Below are 18234 nucleotides of genomic sequence, written 5' to 3'. Positions count from 1 at the left end.
ACCACAACCAATACTACACGTTATGATTTGTAATTTGGACATCAATGAAGAGGGGAGAGGAGAGAGAACATTGGCATGCATTACGTTTAAAGAAAGATTTATTCGTTCGCTGCCCGGCAGGCTGCGTATCGAAGTATACGGACTAAAAGGAGATGCCGCGTTTGCGCGGAAGATTGAAACCTTTTTTCATATAAACATCGAACATATGAACGTCAGTGCCTGTCCATTTACAGGAAGGGTGTTACTTCAATATGATGCGGCAAAGGTTTCGGCACATACGCTTTGCCGTCTACTGCAGCAACTAGAAGAAGAACAGTATGTGGACCGGCATTCGAAATTCGAAGAAGGTCCAGATAAGCAGACAGTACTTGAGACAGCAAGTGCTGCTGTGCTGACTGCAGATGCGCCAGAGCAGATTTCTGAGCATTTTCGGGCCATGCCGGTGGATAAGCGAGAACCGGAAGATAAGCCACCGATCATCCTTACGGCGTCTGTCGCCGGACTGGGTGTGCTGGGCGTAAAACAACTGCTCATGGGACGGTCGCAACTCGCACGCAGCGCGGGATTGTTTTCAGCTGCAGGCATTTTGTCGATTGTAAGCGGGTATCCCATTCTAAAAAAGGGATTTGGACGTTTTTCGCGTGAGGGACGTGTAAATGAGGACTTGGTTCTTGGCGCAGCCGCGTTAGGATTGGCGCTTGTGCGTGAGAATCTGCTGGTGCTCGCCGGTATTAGCGCTATACGATTTTTGCAATGGCAGCGTACAAAGCATCTTGGTCAAGAAACGGACTCCGCCCAGTACGTCTCAAGCCAGACAAAAGCGTATGCGAGTCGAGCCACCAAGCTAGGTTTTGGGCTGGCAGGAGCGGCTTTCTTTCTTACACGCAATCCACTGTATACGCTGGGCATCTTGCTTGCTGCAAACCCGCAGCCGTGTTTGGTAGCGGAAGAACATGCGTGGAAGGCGCAGGAATTAAAAGCGAAGGAAGATGGTGTGACTCTTCCGGAGAACATCACACTATGTGAACTGGCTGAAGTTCAGGAGTTGGTTGTAGAAGATACAAGTCTTCTCTTTAATGGGGAGGAGAAGGCTCTGTACTGGAGTAGCTCGGAAAGCGAAGACGTCATCTGGCCGCTCGCCGCCAACATGGTGGAAAAAACAGAACATCCATTGAAAAAACTAATTCAGACAAAAGCAGAAACGTTCAGAAAAACCAAGCATACACCTCAGCATCTGGAAGAAACAGAGGACGGTCTCGCTGGAAAACTGAATCGGCAGACTGTATTGTTTGGCACGAAACGCTGGATGCAAAAACATAACATCACTACACATGAATACGAATTGGAAGCGAAACGTTGTGAAAAAAACGGGGGGCAGGCTTATTTCCTATCGAAGCAGGGGAAGTGTCTTGGCGTACTGCTATATACCCCTCCATTCTCACCGAAAAAAGCAGCGATGTATGTAAAACAATTTGTGGAACAGTATCCTCATGTGCAGGTTCAGTTTCTGGAAGATTCGATCGGGATTTTACGGAAAACCAACCCGGAGGAACAGACATTCACCCGGATGGCGCAAGAGAGCTTCTCGTCAGAACGGGAGAAAAATAAACCGTATCTTATCATTACGAACAACCCGAGCTTCGAGAAGGTGGCATGCGGTCATCTGCATATCAAAGAACTAAAGCATCTATCAAAGAACTATGCCTATGCAAAACATGCAGAGCATGTAACCGGGCAACATCGAAAATGGACAGCGCTGTGGAATGTAGCTGGAACAGGGCTTATGGTAACCGGAAGGCTATTTGCGCCGCTTGTCAATCTGATTGCGGATGCACTGAAGCTGTTATGGATCACGCGAGCTACACGGCATAGTAAGCAGGAAAATAGCGCACATACGGCTGGCAAGGAAGGGGCCAAACCGCAAATCGAAAAGCGGGGCGGCACTTCGTGGCATTCCATGGGGGAAGAGGATGTCCTTTCTGGGCTGCATACCGATCAGCATATCGGGCTGGAAGAGCAAAAAATTGCGGGCATTCGAGCCAAAGCCGGACTCAATCAATTGCTTCCTGCCGAAAAGTCGTCCTGGATTATGCGGTTTACCCGCCAATTCAAAGAATTTACCACACTTGTGCTGCTCGGTACGGCCACGCTCTCGATTTTTTCGGGGGATATTTTTGACGGCGTAGCAATGTCGGCTGTGCTGGTAGCTAACGCCATCATCAGTACCTTACAAGAACAAAAAGCGGAGAAAGTGGTGGATGAACTCAATGAGTTCCAACCGCCGATGTGTAAGGTAATCCGCTCGGGCACCGAGTGTGAACTTTCTTCTGTTGATCTTGTACCAGGCGATGTGGTTGTGCTCGAAGCAGGTGACTGTGTTCCGGCTGATATACGGATTATTTCGCACTGGAATCTGGAAGTGAATGAAGCTGCACTCACCGGTGAATCGATGGCGGTGAAGAAGTCAGCAGGTACAGTGGCGATCGATACGGCATTGGCAGAACGAACTAACATGGTTTATATGGGGACAAACATTACACGCGGCAAAGCAATGGGCATTGTCGTGGAAACGGGTATGAACACAGAAATCGGGTACCTCACCTCGCTTTTGAAAGACGAAGAAGCTGTGACCCCATTGCAGGAAAAAGTGACTTCCATCAGCAAAAAATTCGTAAAAGGCGCTTTTGCAGCCGGGATTCTCGTACTAGGAGTCGGCTTGCTCCGCGGCAATACAATCGGTCAGATGATACCGACTTCCGTTGCCCTGATTGCTTCGGCAATTCCGGAAGGACTGCCGGTAACGATTACGATTGCCCTGAGCGCTGGCATGCGTCGTATGTCGAAGCGCAATGCCATCATGCGCAAACTCTCGGCACTCGAAGCGCTTGGCCGCGTGTCAGTCATTTGTTCGGACAAGACCGGGACATTGACCAAAAACGAGATGACCGTTACTCGAATGGCAACCGTTCATGAAGTATGGCAGGCTAGCGGGGAAGGGTATGATCCGTCGGGCGAGATTATAGATTGTGTAGGAGAACCGCTTGTTGTTGACAAAGATATTGCCCAGATTCTCCACATTGGCGTGCTCTGCAACAACAGTACCCTTACACAGGAAGATGGAAGCTGGACGATGAAGGGCGATCCTACCGAAGGGGCGCTACTGACGCTTTCGGCCAAAGGCGGTGTGTATAAAGAACAGCTTGCCCATTGGCAGCGCAAGCGGGAGATTCCGTTTGATTCGTATCATGGCACGATGAGTGTCATTTGCCATGAAGAGGGCAAAGAGAATGAATGCTTCCTCATGTCCAAAGGATCGGTGGAAGCAACGCTGAAACGCTGTGTCTCTTATCAGTATCAAGGCGTTACGTATCCGCTAACAGATGAAATCAGAGCAAGCATTCTTCAGCAAAATGAATCATTTGCCGCAGATGCATTGCGTGTGCTCGGGTTTGCCTACCGTCCGCTAAATGAAGGAGAAGCTTGTGAAAGTGCGGCGGATGAGCAGATGATTTATGTTGGGATGGTAGGGATGATCGACCCGGCGAAGCCGGAAGCGGCGATCGCGATTGAGGAAGCGATTCGTCTCGGCGTAAAACCGGTTATGATTACCGGTGACCATCCGATCACGGCAATGGCGATCGGGAAGCAGCTTGGCATTTACCGAGATGGTGATCGCGTACTGACCGGGGGAGATGTGGACCGGATGAGTGAGGCCGAATTGGTGGCGGTTGTTCCGAATGTCTCGATTTTCGCTCGTGTATCGCCTGAACATAAGCTACGGATCGTAAAGGCGTACCAATATACCGAACAGCTTGTGGCGATGACAGGGGATGGGGTGAACGATGCCCCGGCAATCAAGAAAGCTGACGTGGGCATCGCTATGGGCAGGACAGGTACCGAAGTGACCAAACAGTCGGCGGATATGGTACTGAAAGAAGATCACTTCGGTTCCATTGTTGACGGCGTCAAAGAAGGTCGAACGATTATCGGGAATATTCGGAAGGCTATTGGCTGCCTTCTGACTGGTAACCTGGCTGAAGTCATCGTCAGCAGCGCTGCCGTGCTTGCAGGGATGCCAATTCCGCTCGTGCCGATTCAAATTCTGCTGATGAATTTGTTGACGGACGCACTGCCGGCCGCGGTGCTTGCCGTTAATCCAGGCAATAAAGAGTTGACCACAGAAAAGCAGGACATTGTCGATCGAAGTCTGTATAAGAAAGTCATCATTCGTGGCTCCATCCTCGGTCTCGGTTCGCTCGGACTGTTCGCAACCAGTCTGGCAGCTGGCGCGTCGCTACCGGTTGCTCGGACGATGGCGTTTGCAACGCTTGTAGCTGGGCAGCTAAGTCAGACGTTCTCCTGGAGACAGGAGAAGGGACAACGTTTCTCAGAGTGGACGCGCGATAAGTTCTTTGTCGGAGCGCTTGGAGTCTCCTGGCTGGCTCTCTTCTCGGTTATCTACGTGCCGGGACTGGCTCGGATATTCCACACGGCTCCGCTTCAGTTGCATCACCTCCTGCAAGTTCTGCTTGTAGGAAGCTCGGTGAGTCTTGTGTCCAAACCGCTGCTCAGCGGTTTGGGAGCAAGCTCGCATATATTATCTCGTCCTGTTGTACAGGCAGCATAAGGAAGTGAAAGCATGAGGATAAATCTTGAGCGTGTTGTAATCGGTTCGGCTATGTTGCTAGCTGCTCCTGTTTTGCTCCCTATTGTAAAAACAACAGTAAGTGCTGCGGGAAATATTGGGGCCAGGGCGGCAGCTGCTACGTGGACCGGACTGTGCACCACTGCCCGTATAGCCAAAGAAGAAGCAGAAGACATTGTGGCAGAAGCACAGTTTGAGCGGCTCCGGAAACGTGTAGACAGAGAAATTTACGAATAGGAGGAATCTGGCATGGAAGAGCAAAAAGTAGATCATCATCTTCAACAGGCATTCGCCCATTTGCGGGAAGCGCTAAATGTAAGCATTGCGATAGTGTTGAACAATCATACTAGCAAAGAGCAAATCGGAAAGAAATGGGAAGTATTTTTTGGCGAGTTTTTCGGCATGGTAAAGACTAAGGGAAAAGAACATAAGTTGAATCTTCTGTCGTGGATTTCTTTTCCAAAAATATGGCGTTGGTAACGGAACGTATATACGAAGGAGGCATAACAATGTTTCGTGGAACATCATTATGGGCCGGTGTGATTTCCGGTAGTTTGTCGCAGTGGGAAGATACACGGCAACTACAAAGCGGTGGTATGTCAGGCATGCAATACGCGGCTAATACGACTAAGAACGTAGGAGTCGCCTTAGGTGTTATGACGGGGATCGAATACGGGGCCATACTTGGGACCGCTATTTTTCCAGGTGTCGGTACGGTAGTCGGATCGGTTGTAGGCGGACTTCTGGGTGATCGAGTAGGGCGTACCGTTGGGATGCAGGCGGGCAATCTCGTTTTCAACAATCCGGTGATGGAAGGAATGGCACGGCTACCACAGGGAGCGACTCATATGATGAACCAGTCTGTGCTTTCACAGGATAGAGCAGAGGTGTGATTTTTTAGCACTCCGATTTCCTATTCGGAGTGCTATTTATCCTGCCATTTTTCCTGTTCATAAATGTAACGTGCTTTCCATACGATGAATGAATGTTGAATGTAAATGAAAAGGCAGCAAGCGTTAAAGGGGGAGGGCAATGGGGATCATCTCGCTGTTGGCATTTGCATGCACAGTAAGTTTGGACGGATTAAGTGCCGGGATGACCTATGGGATAAGGCGAATTTATGTACCTTTGCGTTCCATACTAATTATTGTGTTTTGCTCTGGAACGGCCATGTTCTTATCCATGCAAATCGGGCGTGAGCTATCTTTTTTTATTTCACCGGGCATTGCTCAGGCGGCTGGCGGATTATTGATTGTGCTTATTGGAATATGGTCCATTTACCAAATTTACCGTCAACAGATGGGAACAGGAAAAGAGGAAGATGAGGGTACACGCAATTCGTGCTATGTCATACAAATCTCGGATTCACATCTTGAGCAAAAATCCGTTCTTAGATTGAATATTAAACCATTTGGTCTCATTATTGAGATCTTGCGCCAGCCTGCCAAAGCAGATATAAACCATTCAGGAACCATTACGGGAACAGAAGCATTCCTCTTAGGGCTTGCCCTTTCCTTAGACGCATTCGGAGCTGGAATCGGCGCGGCACTAATTGGCTATACCCCATGGCTAACAGCATTCTGTATTGGACTAACTAACGGAATATTACTTCTGACTGGTTTACGATTGGGTGCGAGATATAGGGATATTTGCTGGCTTAACCGAGCGAATTATCTTCCTGGTATGCTGTTGATTTTATACGGACTGATTAAGATATGGTAGCATGGTTAGGAATGTCTTTTTGTACGCCTCCCAGGTGAGTGGGAGGCGTATTTCCGTGCGTTACGCTTTACTTTTTCTTACCTTTTCCTTTCTTTTTTCCACATGAAGAACAGCCCATATAGTTTCCTCCTTTCACAATCTCTTTATTAAATGCAAGAATACACCGAAATGATTAGACTCAATAATAGAAGGGCTGATATAGTTGCTAAATCACATGTGATCATCAAAATTCCTAACTATTAAAATTATCGTGGACACATGTAACGCAATGATAGAATATAGAGCTATACAGAGCATGTTCAGAGGCGAGGCATGAGAGAGGACGTTACTTTCTTGAGGGAACTATCCACGATCCACACAGAATCGACAAAAATGGGCTGGCATATCTTCTGGTCAGTCATTCTCACCTACATTGCGTTTACTATTATTACAGCGGTACTGACCGCGATTGTGGGCGGAATTACAAGTACAGCATTCGCCTACAGTCTGCTTACCGGGAGTGTGGGGCAGTTTCTCGATGCTTGTGTAGTATTCAGTATCGTAGTGCTGTATCGGGACGTGCGTGTTTCGATTGTACAGTCGATCCGATTTTCGGCACTAAGGCAGCCATCTACGTATTTTTATATCACGCTTGGGTTTGGCTGCTTATACATCATCTCCTTCTTGATGATTGAGTTTTGGCAGTTTGAAACAACAGCAGCGAATCCGGTTAATATGCAGCGACATACGGCGGGAGGATGGCAGGAAGTATTTTGGCTGATTGCACTCATTATCGTTGGGCCTGTGAAAGAGGAAGTGATGTTTCGTGGCTTTCTGTACCGGGTTGTGGCAAACCGTCTGTATCCGGTTGCCGGTCTGTTCGGGTCGTCCGTACTGTTCGGCATTATGCACCCTGGATACCCGGTCTCGTCGGTGCTTGCGGGAGTTGTATTCGGCCTTCTCTATCAGCGGACAAACTCCCTTGCCGCGCCAATTCTTCTTCATATGAGCTGGAATGCGTATGTTATCTTCTCGACCTAAAAAGTGAAAGCGTGAAACCTGTTGCACGATGGATTCACGCTTTTTTGAAAAAATTCAATCTGGCTTCTAACTGTATCGTGTGGCTGCATGGCTCACATACATGTTTTCCGTCTCTGTTTTCTTTCGCATATTTGTATTCCGGTGTTCCCTCGTATACGTTAAATGTCTGCCTGCAATAAAAACAAACTACCTCATAATAAATCATGCTAGAAACCTCGCTTATGGGTTATTGTGCTGCAGGTCGTTAAATATGAGATCGATGACATGATGAATGGTTTGTTCCAGGTCTTCTTTCTTGATTTGACCGTTCACAAACAGGTCAAGTGTGCCGGTCAAGGCTCCCCAGTATACATTGACGATGATTTTAGGATCACTTTTCTTTATTGTTCCTTCATTCATAGCCTGTTTAAATGCCTGAATCAGGGGCTGGTGAGTATTTAACGTATAACTGTCATGCACTGCTTCTGCATCCGTTTCAAATACAAGCGTAATGTCGTTCTCCATGTTGCGGTAAAATCTCATAAGGTCCGGCCTGTTTTGCACCATTTCCATATAAAATCGTGTGTACTTTTTAAGCTTCGTAATGGCTTCCTCTTCGGCTGTTAAACTGGATTGAATGAAAGTTTGCGCTAGTTGTATATAGCGAGTGAACAGCTCCCGAAAGAGATCCATCTTATTTTTGTAGTAGTAGTACACTAATCCTCTTGCAATGCCAGCCTTCTTTGCGATATCTCCCATTTCTGTGCCTCTAATTCCTTTTTCGATATACACCTCCAGAGCAGCTTGCATAATTTGTTCGATTCTTTCTGCCCGAATTTGTTCGTTTTGTTCTGTAGATCGTGGGGACAATGTGCACACTCCTTTTTAACTTTCATGAATGTCAATTTACGTTCGAGTAAATAAAAAACAGCCGCTCCTGTCCGGGGAGAGGCTGTTTTAGTAACTTATTATCGGTTCGGATAAAGGGGATAATTCGTTTCAGTTGGAACTTCCAGTACGATCATACGTAATTCGTGGTTCATATCTGTTTGTACGACTGCTTCCACCGCAGACTCGGCATGTAAAATGACAAAATCTTTTTCTTGAAAGGAGCGGCTATTGCGGACATCTTGTTGATCCTGCCAGGTGTGCCGTTTCCATTTATGGCTAGAATCGCTACAGAATAGCCGGACGGGATCGTATGTGTATATCTTCCTCCTGGGTTCACAGTAATATCCCACATTTTCACGTCAGCCACGAGTTCGATCGGAGAGTCATCACCGATTATGGTTTTTACTCGTAGGTTATTCTCGGTTTTCATCGGAAAATCTTCGTGTTCATACTGCCGATAGGTTGGACTTCTTTTTAGTGCCTCACGCAAATATGGCTCAAGCCAGATTTGAAATCCTTCCATATCCGGACCAACAAATCGTTCTTCGTGATAAACTCCAGAACCGGTCTGCATGACTTGAACTCCTCCGGTTCCAACGACACTTTTTGTGCCTAGTGAATCACCATGCTCTGCCTTTCCTTGAATAACATATGTCATAATTTCAAACGCTTGGTGGGGATGCGGTGTGATATATCCTTCGTTGCTTGATTTAGCCCATGACCAATAAAATAGAGGGCCGATACGCTTCACAGCAGAACCTTCACCTGGAAATCCAATCGGTTTTTGTTCGGTTATTTTTCCCCCATCAAATGCCCCTGTTGCTTGTTGCTCGGGTGGATAAACGGCAATCTTCATGGTATCATCCCCTTGTTTCATATGTGATACTAGTGATGATAATGCATACACTTACTTTTGTGAATTAACTTTAATAAATAACAATGTATGATGCCGGTTTTCTCCAATGTGTGGTGAAGGATGGGATCGAGCGGGGCCTCGTCACTTCTCCCGCTCCCTCACCACGAAACATTGTCGATATCACGAAAAGCTGTCCTGTTCGCCATGTTCTGGCTTTTAGGACAGCTTCTTCTGATTGCCTATGGATTTGTTCGTTTTCAATATGTTTGATATGGGTATGGATATCCATATGGGTACGGATAAGGATAAGGCACAGGGTATGGATAGGGATACGGATATGAACTGTTGGTGTTATTGAAAAGAAACGGTGTTAGGAATAAAAATGGCAGCAGCGACCCGGCACCTCCGTGGAACGACCCTCCGGAAAATGGATGGCCGAAGTGGGGATGAACGAAAGGTGGACGTCTGGTTGAGCTCTCGTCAGTATGATGAGCTATAGGAGCGGTTTGACTTGCCTGCGTATAAGCTTGATTTGAGTCATACGTGTAGGGTAATTGTGTGTTTTCCAATTTTTTGTCCTCGCATTCTGGGTTAAATTTTAGATAATAATACAGTATGAAATAAATGGGTAAATGCCCCTGTCTATACACAAAATAGGCGTTTGCCTGGTTATACAAGTAGGAAATGTGTTAGTGTGCATTTTTTGCACTTGCGCCAGTAAATGTATAACCTATAATTGTAGTGTTAAAGGATTAGGAGTGAGGAGATAAATAATGAAAGCAACAGGTATTGTACGAAAAGTAGATGAATTGGGACGAATTGTGCTACCAATCGAACTCCGACGCACACTGGGGATCGATATCAAGGATGGACTTGAGATTTTTGTTGAAGGAGAGAAAGTGGTCCTCCATAAATATCAGCCAGCTTGTATGTTCTGTGACTCGATTGAGGGTGTAACAGAGTTCAAAGGAAAGAAAATGTGTGAGAGCTGCCGGGAAGAAGTAAGTCAACTGAGACCATAATACACACATCCACCGCGCACGATACGTGCAGGTGGATGTTTTTCTATAAGATATAGGTACGAGGTGAGTAGCGTGGTCAAATCGATGGTTCTTTTCCTTCTTGCCGGTCTGGCAGAAATCGGAGGTGGCTATCTTGTATGGTTATGGTTACGGGAAGGAGCTTCCTATTGGTACGGAGTTATGGGGAGTCTGATTCTTGTTTTATACGGGATTATCCCTACGTTACAAACTTTTCCATCCTTTGGGCGGGTGTATGCAGCATACGGAGGAGTATTTATTATACTAGCGGTTTTGTGGGGATGGGGAATTGATAAAAAACCACCCGATCTTTATGATTGGATCGGTTCAGTCATTTGCTTGATCGGTGTTTCTGTTATGCTCTGGGCACCTCGAGCATAACAGTGCTGCATGACAGTAAAACAAAGAGTCACCTTATCCAAAATGGAAAGGTGGCTCTTTGTTTTACTGTTGAACGATACGTCCGGAATGCCTGACGCTACAGCGTTTTTTTAGCATATTGCTTCTTGTGGTGACAACAGCCTCGATTAACAAACTCATCTTTTGTTACATAGCAATACGAATGTTTATAAACCGGGACACAGTGATGTCGATTGATGATCTGGATCGTATGGATCACAGGAACTTCTTGCGGGTGATAAAAATCTCGATAAATTTTTCTAGGCGGGTCGTAAATCGGTGAACAACGCGGACATGGACAGCGGGTCATGGCCTATCAGCTCCTTTCCCGATATTTATATGTATGCGCCTGTGTACAGGGCATGGTTATTGGCCTAATTATGCATGTAGAAAGCATAAATGGGCATATATGTACCAGTAAAAATTAACTATGATAGTGTATGAAAGTGCGTCTGGTTCCTACATTTTTTTCTCTTTTCGCCAATTAATGTATGATCTATAATAATAGTAACAATAAGTGCGAACGTATCTTATTATCTTTGTCTTAGTAAGAAGGAAGGTATATACATGGCCATGAACCTGTTTAGAGGAATAAAGACGGCGGGATTTCTGGACGTAATAAAAAATTTCTCCGAACATACTACTTCATCCGTTCTGATTACAGACCCGCACCAAAACGATAATCCTATTATTTATGTAAATGAAGTATTTACGACAAATACAGGCTACACGAAAGAAGAGGTGCTGGGGGAAAATTGTAGATTTCTGCAGGGAGATGAGACCAATCCAGATGACAGAAAAAAAATTAGAGAAGCCATTGAGGCAGAAAAGCCCGTTGCTGTTGAGATTCTGAATTATCGAAAGGACGGAACGGCGTTCTGGAATGAGATATTTATTAGCCCAATTTTTAGTGAAGAACACAAACTTATATATTTTGTCGGTGTACAACATGATATCACGCATCGAAAACAAACGCATCAGAAGCTTGTGATTCTAAATCAGACTCTAAAAAAAATATATGAAGGAGAAGACATTCATTCAATTTTACTCCATTTGTGTAAGCTTCTCGAAACCGTGCTTCTTGAGAAAGCCAAGGTCTCCATTCTTTTATATTCATCCGAGGAGAGAAGGTTATATACAGGAGAAGCTCAAGGTCTCCCTTCTTTCTATAATGAAGCCATTGATGGGATTGAAATTGGTCCAAATGTAGGCTCGTGTGGGACAGCAGTTTATTACAATCAGGATGTGATTGTAGACAGGATTTCCGAAAGTGAATTGTGGCGGGACTTTTGGGATATTGCACGGGAGAGCGGATTGGAGGCTTGTTGGTCTTTTCTGATACGTGCACATAATAGTAAGGAGATACTGGGAACATTTGCTGTTTATTTCTCTAAACCACGAAAGCCACTTCCGGAAGAAATCGAGCTGTTAGAAGAGGTGGCAAAAGTTGCAGCCGTTGCGTTAGAATTTCACGCATACACGAAAAGAATTAATGAGCTTGCGTATCGAGATATGGTTACGGGATTATTGAATCGGAATTATGCACTAGAGGAATTAGGCAAAGAAGTTCTTGTACATAAAAAGAAAATAGCTGTATTGTTTATCGATCTGGATCGTTTTAAAATCATTAATGATACGTATGGCCATGCAAAAGGTGATGAGATTCTGCAAGAGGTTGCCAGACGTCTTACACATAATTTGGATGCATCTTGCCAGATTGCTCGCTATGGTGGGGATGAGTTTATTGTATGTTTGCCGTTTCAATTTATTGCGGAAGTAGAAAAGGTCGTAGTAAAAATCTTAGATTGCTTCCAGCGCCCGTTTCAGCTCAATGAAGAAGAGTGCTATTTGACTTCATCCGTAGGGATTAGTATGTCTCCATATGATTCTGAAAATCTGGACATGTTAATTCAGTTTGCAGATGTAGCCATGTATCGGGCGAAACGTAAAGGCCTGAATCAGTTTGCGTTTTATTCGTCTGCAATGAGCAGCGAGAACAGTGAAAATCTTGAGTTGTTTAACAGCGTTCGAAAAGCTGTACTGAATCAAGAGTTTCTTGTATACTATCAGCCACAAGTTGATGCCAGTTCGCGCAAGATTGTAGGCGCAGAAGCGCTTCTTCGATGGAATCACCCAAAAAAAGGGATGATTTCCCCTGCTGTATTTATCCCGATCTTGGAAGAGACAGGCGTTATATTTGCTGTAGAAGAACAGGTGCTGTATACGGCATGCTCGCAAAGTAAACGATGGCAGGAGCAGGGGCGGGAGCCGATCCCTGTGCATGTCAATATTTCATCGCCTCATTTTATTCGCAGTGGGTTTGTTTCGACTGTCGAAAAAGTTTTGCAAAAAACAGGGCTTTCTCCGCAATATTTAGGACTTGAAATTACGGAGAATGTCGCGATGAATCATAGCGATCACGTAATGAAAGTTTTTGAGGAATTAAGTAAGATCGGAATTCGTATGTCAATAGACGATTTTGGTACGGGGTACTCCTCGCTTAGCTACTTGCAAAATTATCCGATTGACACACTGAAAATTGATCAGTCATTTGTTCGGCAAATTGGTCAGCATGAGGGAAGCGAAAAGATTGTTCGTATGATTATCTATCTGGCACAATCGCTTGGATTGCATGTGTTGGCAGAAGGGGTAGAAACAGAAGCACAGTTGCGCTATATGTTTCACTACGGCTGTACAAACATACAGGGGTATTTGTTTAGTAAACCTGTGCCTGCTAATGAGTTGGAAAAACTCGTGGGTGATTCTGAGTGGAATTTGATTGAATAGTAAAATATATGGAGGGAATGCATGGGGAATAAAGACGCAGAAAATAAAAACAGACGAAAAATGGAAAAAATGGTATTGTGGACCCTGGCATTTGTTCTTGTGGTTGTTGTTGCTTTCGTTAGTATGAATGCGTTTTACAAGTCCCGAGTAAGTGCAACGGTTGACGAAGCAGAGTTTCAGTATAAAAAACAACCGACTATTGGATCAGCCAGTGCGCCGGTGAATATGGTTGAATTTGCGGATTTTAAATGTCCAGCCTGTAAACAATTTGCCGAATCCATTATGCCAAGGTTACAAAAAGACTTTATTGATAGCGGCGTGGTTCAACTGCATTTTATTAATTATCCGGTGATTAGCCCTAAAGCCGATTCCACGACAGCGGCGATGGCGGGCGAAGCAATTTATAAGCAAAATCCAGCGGAGTTCTGGAGATTTTACAAAGTTGTTTATGCCGAGCAGCGAGATGAGGGAACAAACTGGGCGACTGCTGATTTTCTTGTTCAACTTGCGCAAAAGTCCAATCTGCATGTGAATTATCAGCAATTGAAAAAAGATATAGAGAATAATACGTTTGCCGAAGATGTCAAAAACGATAAAGCGATTGTGACGAAAATCGGAATCCATAGCACGCCGACTGTTTACATTAATGGAAAAAAACTTTCCGACGATGCTACATTCGACTATGCGGCGATAAAAGCAGAAATTTTGAAGAGTCAGGGCGAGAGCAAAAAGTGAGTAAAATTATAAGAACGTATAATCTGTATTTTGCGTGGATCATTTCCGTTATGGCGCTGATGGGAAGCTTATATTTTAGTGAAATTATGGGGTTTGAACCTTGTAAATTATGCTGGTTTCAGCGTATTTGTATGTATCCACTGGTCATTTTGTTAGGAATGGCCGCTTATCGGGGTGACGACCATATCGTTCCATATGCTAGAGTGCTAAGCAGTATTGGGATGGTTCTTTCTTTGTTTCATTATCTGGAACAAAAAATACCCGGTATGCAGGATATTCTTCCATGCACAACAGGTATTCCGTGTAGCGGTCAGTATATAAATTGGTTGGGGTTTATAACGATTCCATTTTTAGCGCTAGTTGCTTTTGGGTGTATTACTGTTCTATTGTCAGTAGGAGAAAAAAAGGCTCTGTGATAAAAGCCTGCCCGCTCTCTCCCTAAGAAGAAAGAGAGCGGGTAGGCTTATTGTTTTTATAAAATCGCAGTCATAAGAGGGCTGCTTTAGATACCACTACTATTCCTCACGCCCTGGATACCCTGGCTGTCCTGTCATCCATGGATGCCCTGGATACCCGTGATGTGGATGACAAAAATGATGCCATTGATGCCACGGCTGCCCTGGATACCATGGATATGGAGCACAATGATGCCCGTGATGCCACGGCTGCCCCGGATACCATTGCTGCCCGTGATGCCATTGTTGTCCTGTCATCCATGGTTGCCCTGTTTGTCCGGATTGCCATGGTTGTTGTTGTTGTTGTCTATCTGTACTCATGTGTATACCTCCTAAATATTTTACTCTTTTCTTGAGTTAAAATATGTCGGTAGTGTAGAAGTGTGAGCAAGATAAGCGCCCAAATATCCGCAGGAGCCTTGCATACGTCCAGTAGCATTGTTCGTTTAGTGATTTAATGAACATCTTTCTTTTTAAAATTACCGCCTTTCACATCACTGACAGAACCGATAGCGAGGAAGGCTCCTTCATCAATATCTTCAATGATAGAGCGCAATTTTGCTTCTTCAAGTCGGGTAATCACGCAAAAAATTACCTTTTTATCGTCCCCTGTATAGGCCCCCTCGCCGTTTAAGTATGTCACGCCACGACCGAGACGTGCGAGCAATGAGTCACCGATCTCGCGATGTTTCTCACTAATGATCCATACAGAGCGGGATTCATCAAGTCCCTGGATGGTAATATCAATCATTTTAAAAGCAATATAGTACGCGATAAGGGAATACATGGCATGGTCCCAGCCAAAGATAAATCCTGCACTACCTAAAATAAAAATGTTAAAAATCATGACCGTTTCACCGACAGAAAACGGAATTCTTTTGTTAAATACAATCGCGACAATCTCGGTTCCATCTAATGATCCGCCATTGCGAATGACCATTCCGACACCTATACCGAGAATGATCCCGCCAAATACGGCAGATAGAAGAGGATCACCTGTTAGTTTGGGGATCGGATGCAGTAAGGCGGTACTCACAGACATAATGGCGACACCCAATAAGGTAGAAATAGCAAACGTCTTACCGATCTGTTTGTAGCCGAGAAAGAGAAAGGGCAGGTTAAGAAAGAACAGAAACCATCCCAGACTAAGACCGGTAAGGTGAGAAATGATAATGGAGATCCCGACGATGCCTCCATCAATGATTTGGTTAGGGACGAGGAAGATCTCTAGTCCAATCGAAAACAGAATGGAGCCTAAAAGAATCCCGATGATTCTTTTGGCAATTTTGACTTTGGAAGTCTTTTTGTGTGTTCTAGGTAATTCTTGTGCATAATCCAATCGTTCATTTCCCCCTTTAGTGTGATCCGTATCATGATGGCACTACTATACTTGTACGTTTTGAACACCCGGAAAGATTCACTATTTTGATCTGATTTATAAAGTTATCATCGTGTAAGCATGGATAAAATAGATGTATTCAATTCAGATTTGCATGAGTAAATATTCATTTTTGAATTGTTTTTTCGTAAAAGCCAGTAATAGGCCTTTTTTACTGGTTTTTTTGGTTTGTTTTTTGGCATGAAAATTGCTCCTTTAATTTAGGTTAAACACAATATTTTGGAAGGTGACATGTATGTTTAATTGGATGACAACAAGCGTAGGCAGAAAATTACAGGTTGCATTTATTTTACTATTATTAATTCCTAGTTTGATTATCGGAACATTTTCGTACCATGCTGCGAAAAATCGTATCGAAGCGGACATGATGATGTCTTCGATGGAAAATGTGCAATCTCTTAATGAACTAATTACGGAAGAGATTGAAGGGCAAATGAAAAATGTAGATGATCTTTCTCGCTCTATTGATGCTCGTATGTATACCGGCCGAACAAGCCCGATTATAATGGATGTTATCCATCGTTTTCAAAGCGTACACCCTGAAATTACCTCCGCATATGTTGGTACTGTGACGGGGTTTTTAATTGCGGACGGAGCTGACAAACTTGCTCCGGACTATGATCCTCGAAAGAGAGACTGGTATCAAAATGCGATTGCGTCCAAAGGGGAAGTTGTCATTTCTGAGCCGTATCTTGACAAGATAAGCAATACTGTGGTGGTTGGCATAACCAAAACGTTGCAAGATGGAAGTGGAGTCATTGGGGTTGATGTGAATCTTACGGATTTGAGTAATACCGTGAAGCACAAGAGAATTGGTGAGCATGGTTACGCATTTGTTGTAGATCGTACGAAAAAAGTTGTGGTACATCCTGCACTAAAAAGTGGCGAAAACATAGCCGAATCGATTGCAAGCGGGCTTTTCGAAAAAGAGTCAGGTGAGATTACATATTCGGATCAAGGGGAAGCAAGAAAACTATTTTTTGTCACAAACAAACGTACAGGCTGGAAAATCGCCGGAACGATGCAAATGGCTGAGGTACAAGAGGGAGTCCAGGGTATTTTTTGGACGACGATTCTTACGATTTTCGTGTCTTTACTCATAGGTGCCATGGTAATGTATGTGGTTATTCGTTCCATTACGCGGCCGCTTACACAGTTGCGTAATGCTGCAGATAAAATTAGCAAAGGGGATGTAACGGAAGAGATTTTCATCCATTCGAAAGATGAGATTGGACAATTAGGCGAGCATTTTGACGAGATGAGAAAAGTGTTGCAGGCAGTTCTCCACGAGGTGAAGGAAAAGGTGGATCATCTAGCTGCATCATCGGAAGAGCTGATGGTCGGTTCCCAGGAAACAACGCGGGCTACCGAGCATATTTCTACAACTGTGTTAGATATTGCAGGTAGCTCAGAAGAAGAAACGAAAAATGTAGAGAAAGTGTCTCGCATCATTGCGGGTATGCTGCAAGCGCTGCAGGAGATCGCTAAACACACACAAGGTACGTCATCGGCGATGGTACAAACATCGGATGTAGCGCAAGAAGGAAAGGAAACAATTCGTGTAACTGTACAGCAGATGGGTTTGATTAATCATTCGGTTCAAGAGTTATCCGATATTATAAAGCATTTGCATACAAGCGTTGAGGAAGTTGGTAACTTCGCCAAGCTGATTACGGATATATCCAGTCAGACAAACCTGTTAGCTTTGAATGCAGCGATTGAGGCTGCAAGAGCAGGGGAAGATGGACGGGGGTTTGCTGTCGTTGCAGATGAGGTTCGAAAGCTGGCCGAGCAATCGTCTAGCTCAGCAGAAAAAGTTACCGATTTAATCCGCGATATTAAGAGCAAAATGGACATTGCGTTGCATTCGATGGATGTTAGCAGAGGGGAAGTAGAGAAGGGGCTTAACGTTGTGGGAAGTGCGGGAAGTTCCTTTGCGCAAATATATGAAGCGGTTGATCACGTAACGCAGGAAATTCAACAGGTAGCAGCTTCTGTTCAAGAGATTACCACCCATACCGAACAAGTTGTGACCTCCATCCGTTCTGTAACACGGACGGTAGAGAAGACGTCGGCAAGTATTACAGAAGTATCCGCCAGTACCGAAGAGCAACTGGCATCTATGCAGGAAGTATCCGCCACCGCAGCCTCTCTGACAAACATGGCAGAAGAATTAGAGCGGATTGTACGCAAGTTTAACGTATAGTGCAGCAGCAAAAAAAAGCGTGAAAACCTGGTTGATTCAGGAATTTCACGCTTTTTTGTATTTGCATGGTGATATTCATACTCCATACGCATATTTTGTA

The 18234-nt window shown here is 44.7% G+C and carries 16 protein-coding genes; 12 read left to right on the top strand and 4 right to left on the bottom strand.

Annotation, left to right across the window (positions count from 1 at the left end; all coding sequences use genetic code 11):
* Window positions 1-70 precede the first annotated feature (70 nt).
* The 6 genes from CB4_RS14355 (at window position 71) to CB4_RS14330 (ending at window position 7387) form a co-directional block, all read left to right on the top strand.
* A complete protein-coding gene (locus tag CB4_RS14355) occupies window positions 71-4627 on the top strand; it encodes a cation-translocating P-type ATPase (RefSeq protein ID WP_096466455.1) in 4557 nt (1518 codons plus the stop codon).
* Window positions 4628-4639: 12 nt separating this feature from the next.
* The gene (locus CB4_RS14350; protein ID WP_096466454.1) at window positions 4640-4882 is read left to right on the top strand and encodes a DUF5132 domain-containing protein; all 243 of its coding nucleotides are present in this window, start codon (window positions 4640-4642) and stop codon (window positions 4880-4882) included.
* Window positions 4883-4894: 12 nt separating this feature from the next.
* A complete protein-coding gene (locus CB4_RS14345) occupies window positions 4895-5125 on the top strand; it encodes a hypothetical protein (RefSeq protein ID WP_096466453.1) in 231 nt (76 codons plus the stop codon).
* A gap of 29 nt (window positions 5126-5154) precedes the next feature.
* The gene (locus tag CB4_RS14340) at window positions 5155-5538 is read left to right on the top strand and encodes a hypothetical protein (protein WP_096466452.1); all 384 of its coding nucleotides are present in this window, start codon (window positions 5155-5157) and stop codon (window positions 5536-5538) included.
* Between the two features lie 139 nt (window positions 5539-5677).
* A complete protein-coding gene (gene ytaF, locus CB4_RS14335) occupies window positions 5678-6367 on the top strand; it encodes a sporulation membrane protein YtaF (protein ID WP_096466451.1) in 690 nt (229 codons plus the stop codon).
* A 333-nt stretch (window positions 6368-6700) separates the two neighbouring features.
* A complete protein-coding gene (locus CB4_RS14330; protein WP_157737989.1) occupies window positions 6701-7387 on the top strand; it encodes a CPBP family intramembrane glutamic endopeptidase in 687 nt (228 codons plus the stop codon).
* A gap of 219 nt (window positions 7388-7606) precedes the next feature.
* On the opposite strand, the gene CB4_RS14325 is transcribed toward CB4_RS14330, so the two are convergent.
* Window positions 7607-8236: a TetR/AcrR family transcriptional regulator gene (locus tag CB4_RS14325; protein WP_231956020.1), complete on the bottom strand. Its 630-nt coding sequence runs from the start codon at window positions 8234-8236 to the stop codon at window positions 7607-7609.
* Between the two features lie 169 nt (window positions 8237-8405).
* Entirely contained in the window at window positions 8406-9113 is a 708-nt protein-coding gene (locus CB4_RS14320; RefSeq protein WP_231956019.1) for a pirin family protein, read from the bottom strand.
* Window positions 9114-9883: 770 nt separating this feature from the next.
* Between CB4_RS14320 and CB4_RS14310 the strand changes: the two genes are divergently transcribed.
* From CB4_RS14310 to CB4_RS14285, 5 genes are all read left to right on the top strand, one after another.
* Window positions 9884-10135: an AbrB/MazE/SpoVT family DNA-binding domain-containing protein gene (locus CB4_RS14310; protein ID WP_269459524.1), complete on the top strand. Its 252-nt coding sequence runs from the start codon at window positions 9884-9886 to the stop codon at window positions 10133-10135.
* 84 nt (window positions 10136-10219) lie between these two features.
* Window positions 10220-10534, top strand: a complete 315-nt coding sequence (locus CB4_RS14305; RefSeq protein ID WP_096467758.1) for a YnfA family protein — start codon at window positions 10220-10222, stop codon at window positions 10532-10534.
* Window positions 10535-11119: 585 nt separating this feature from the next.
* The gene (locus tag CB4_RS14295) at window positions 11120-13339 is read left to right on the top strand and encodes a GGDEF domain-containing protein (protein ID WP_096466446.1); all 2220 of its coding nucleotides are present in this window, start codon (window positions 11120-11122) and stop codon (window positions 13337-13339) included.
* Window positions 13340-13360: 21 nt separating this feature from the next.
* Window positions 13361-14074: a DsbA family protein gene (locus CB4_RS14290; protein ID WP_096466445.1), complete on the top strand. Its 714-nt coding sequence runs from the start codon at window positions 13361-13363 to the stop codon at window positions 14072-14074.
* Between the two features lie 50 nt (window positions 14075-14124).
* Window positions 14125-14490: a disulfide oxidoreductase gene (locus tag CB4_RS14285; protein WP_197703146.1), complete on the top strand. Its 366-nt coding sequence runs from the start codon at window positions 14125-14127 to the stop codon at window positions 14488-14490.
* A 99-nt stretch (window positions 14491-14589) separates the two neighbouring features.
* On the opposite strand, the gene CB4_RS21070 is transcribed toward CB4_RS14285, so the two are convergent.
* Complete coding sequence (locus CB4_RS21070) at window positions 14590-14850, bottom strand: hypothetical protein (RefSeq protein WP_146226586.1); 261 nt, start codon at window positions 14848-14850, stop codon at window positions 14590-14592.
* A 133-nt stretch (window positions 14851-14983) separates the two neighbouring features.
* Window positions 14984-15814 carry a YitT family protein gene (locus CB4_RS14275; RefSeq protein WP_373681348.1) on the bottom strand — a complete coding sequence of 277 codons (831 nt, stop codon included), beginning with the start codon at window positions 15812-15814 and terminating at the stop codon, window positions 14984-14986.
* Window positions 15815-16163: 349 nt separating this feature from the next.
* Between CB4_RS14275 and CB4_RS14270 the strand changes: the two genes are divergently transcribed.
* The gene (locus CB4_RS14270; protein WP_096466441.1) at window positions 16164-18134 is read left to right on the top strand and encodes a methyl-accepting chemotaxis protein; all 1971 of its coding nucleotides are present in this window, start codon (window positions 16164-16166) and stop codon (window positions 18132-18134) included.
* The last annotated feature ends 100 nt before the right edge of the window (window positions 18135-18234 follow it).

The organism is Aneurinibacillus soli, assembly GCF_002355375.1.
Taxonomy (GTDB): domain Bacteria; phylum Bacillota; class Bacilli; order Aneurinibacillales; family Aneurinibacillaceae; genus Aneurinibacillus; species Aneurinibacillus soli.
This window is presented reverse-complemented; position numbering and strand designations above follow the sequence as displayed.

Coding starts and splice junctions, on each gene's coding strand:
- CB4_RS14350 (WP_096466454.1), top strand. CDS start 4,640: ATGAGGATAAATCTTGAGCGTGTTGTAATCGGTTCGGCTATGTTGCTA.
- CB4_RS14345 (WP_096466453.1), top strand. CDS start 4,895: ATGGAAGAGCAAAAAGTAGATCATCATCTTCAACAGGCATTCGCCCAT.
- CB4_RS14340 (WP_096466452.1), top strand. CDS start 5,155: ATGTTTCGTGGAACATCATTATGGGCCGGTGTGATTTCCGGTAGTTTG.
- ytaF (WP_096466451.1), top strand. CDS start 5,678: ATGGGGATCATCTCGCTGTTGGCATTTGCATGCACAGTAAGTTTGGAC.
- CB4_RS14320 (WP_231956019.1), bottom strand. CDS start 9,113: ATGAAGATTGCCGTTTATCCACCCGAGCAACAAGCAACAGGGGCATTT.
- CB4_RS14305 (WP_096467758.1), top strand. CDS start 10,220: ATGGTTCTTTTCCTTCTTGCCGGTCTGGCAGAAATCGGAGGTGGCTAT.
- CB4_RS14295 (WP_096466446.1), top strand. CDS start 11,120: ATGGCCATGAACCTGTTTAGAGGAATAAAGACGGCGGGATTTCTGGAC.
- CB4_RS14290 (WP_096466445.1), top strand. CDS start 13,361: ATGGGGAATAAAGACGCAGAAAATAAAAACAGACGAAAAATGGAAAAA.
- CB4_RS14285 (WP_197703146.1), top strand. CDS start 14,125: ATGGCGCTGATGGGAAGCTTATATTTTAGTGAAATTATGGGGTTTGAA.
- CB4_RS21070 (WP_146226586.1), bottom strand. CDS start 14,850: ATGAGTACAGATAGACAACAACAACAACAACCATGGCAATCCGGACAA.
- CB4_RS14270 (WP_096466441.1), top strand. CDS start 16,164: ATGTTTAATTGGATGACAACAAGCGTAGGCAGAAAATTACAGGTTGCA.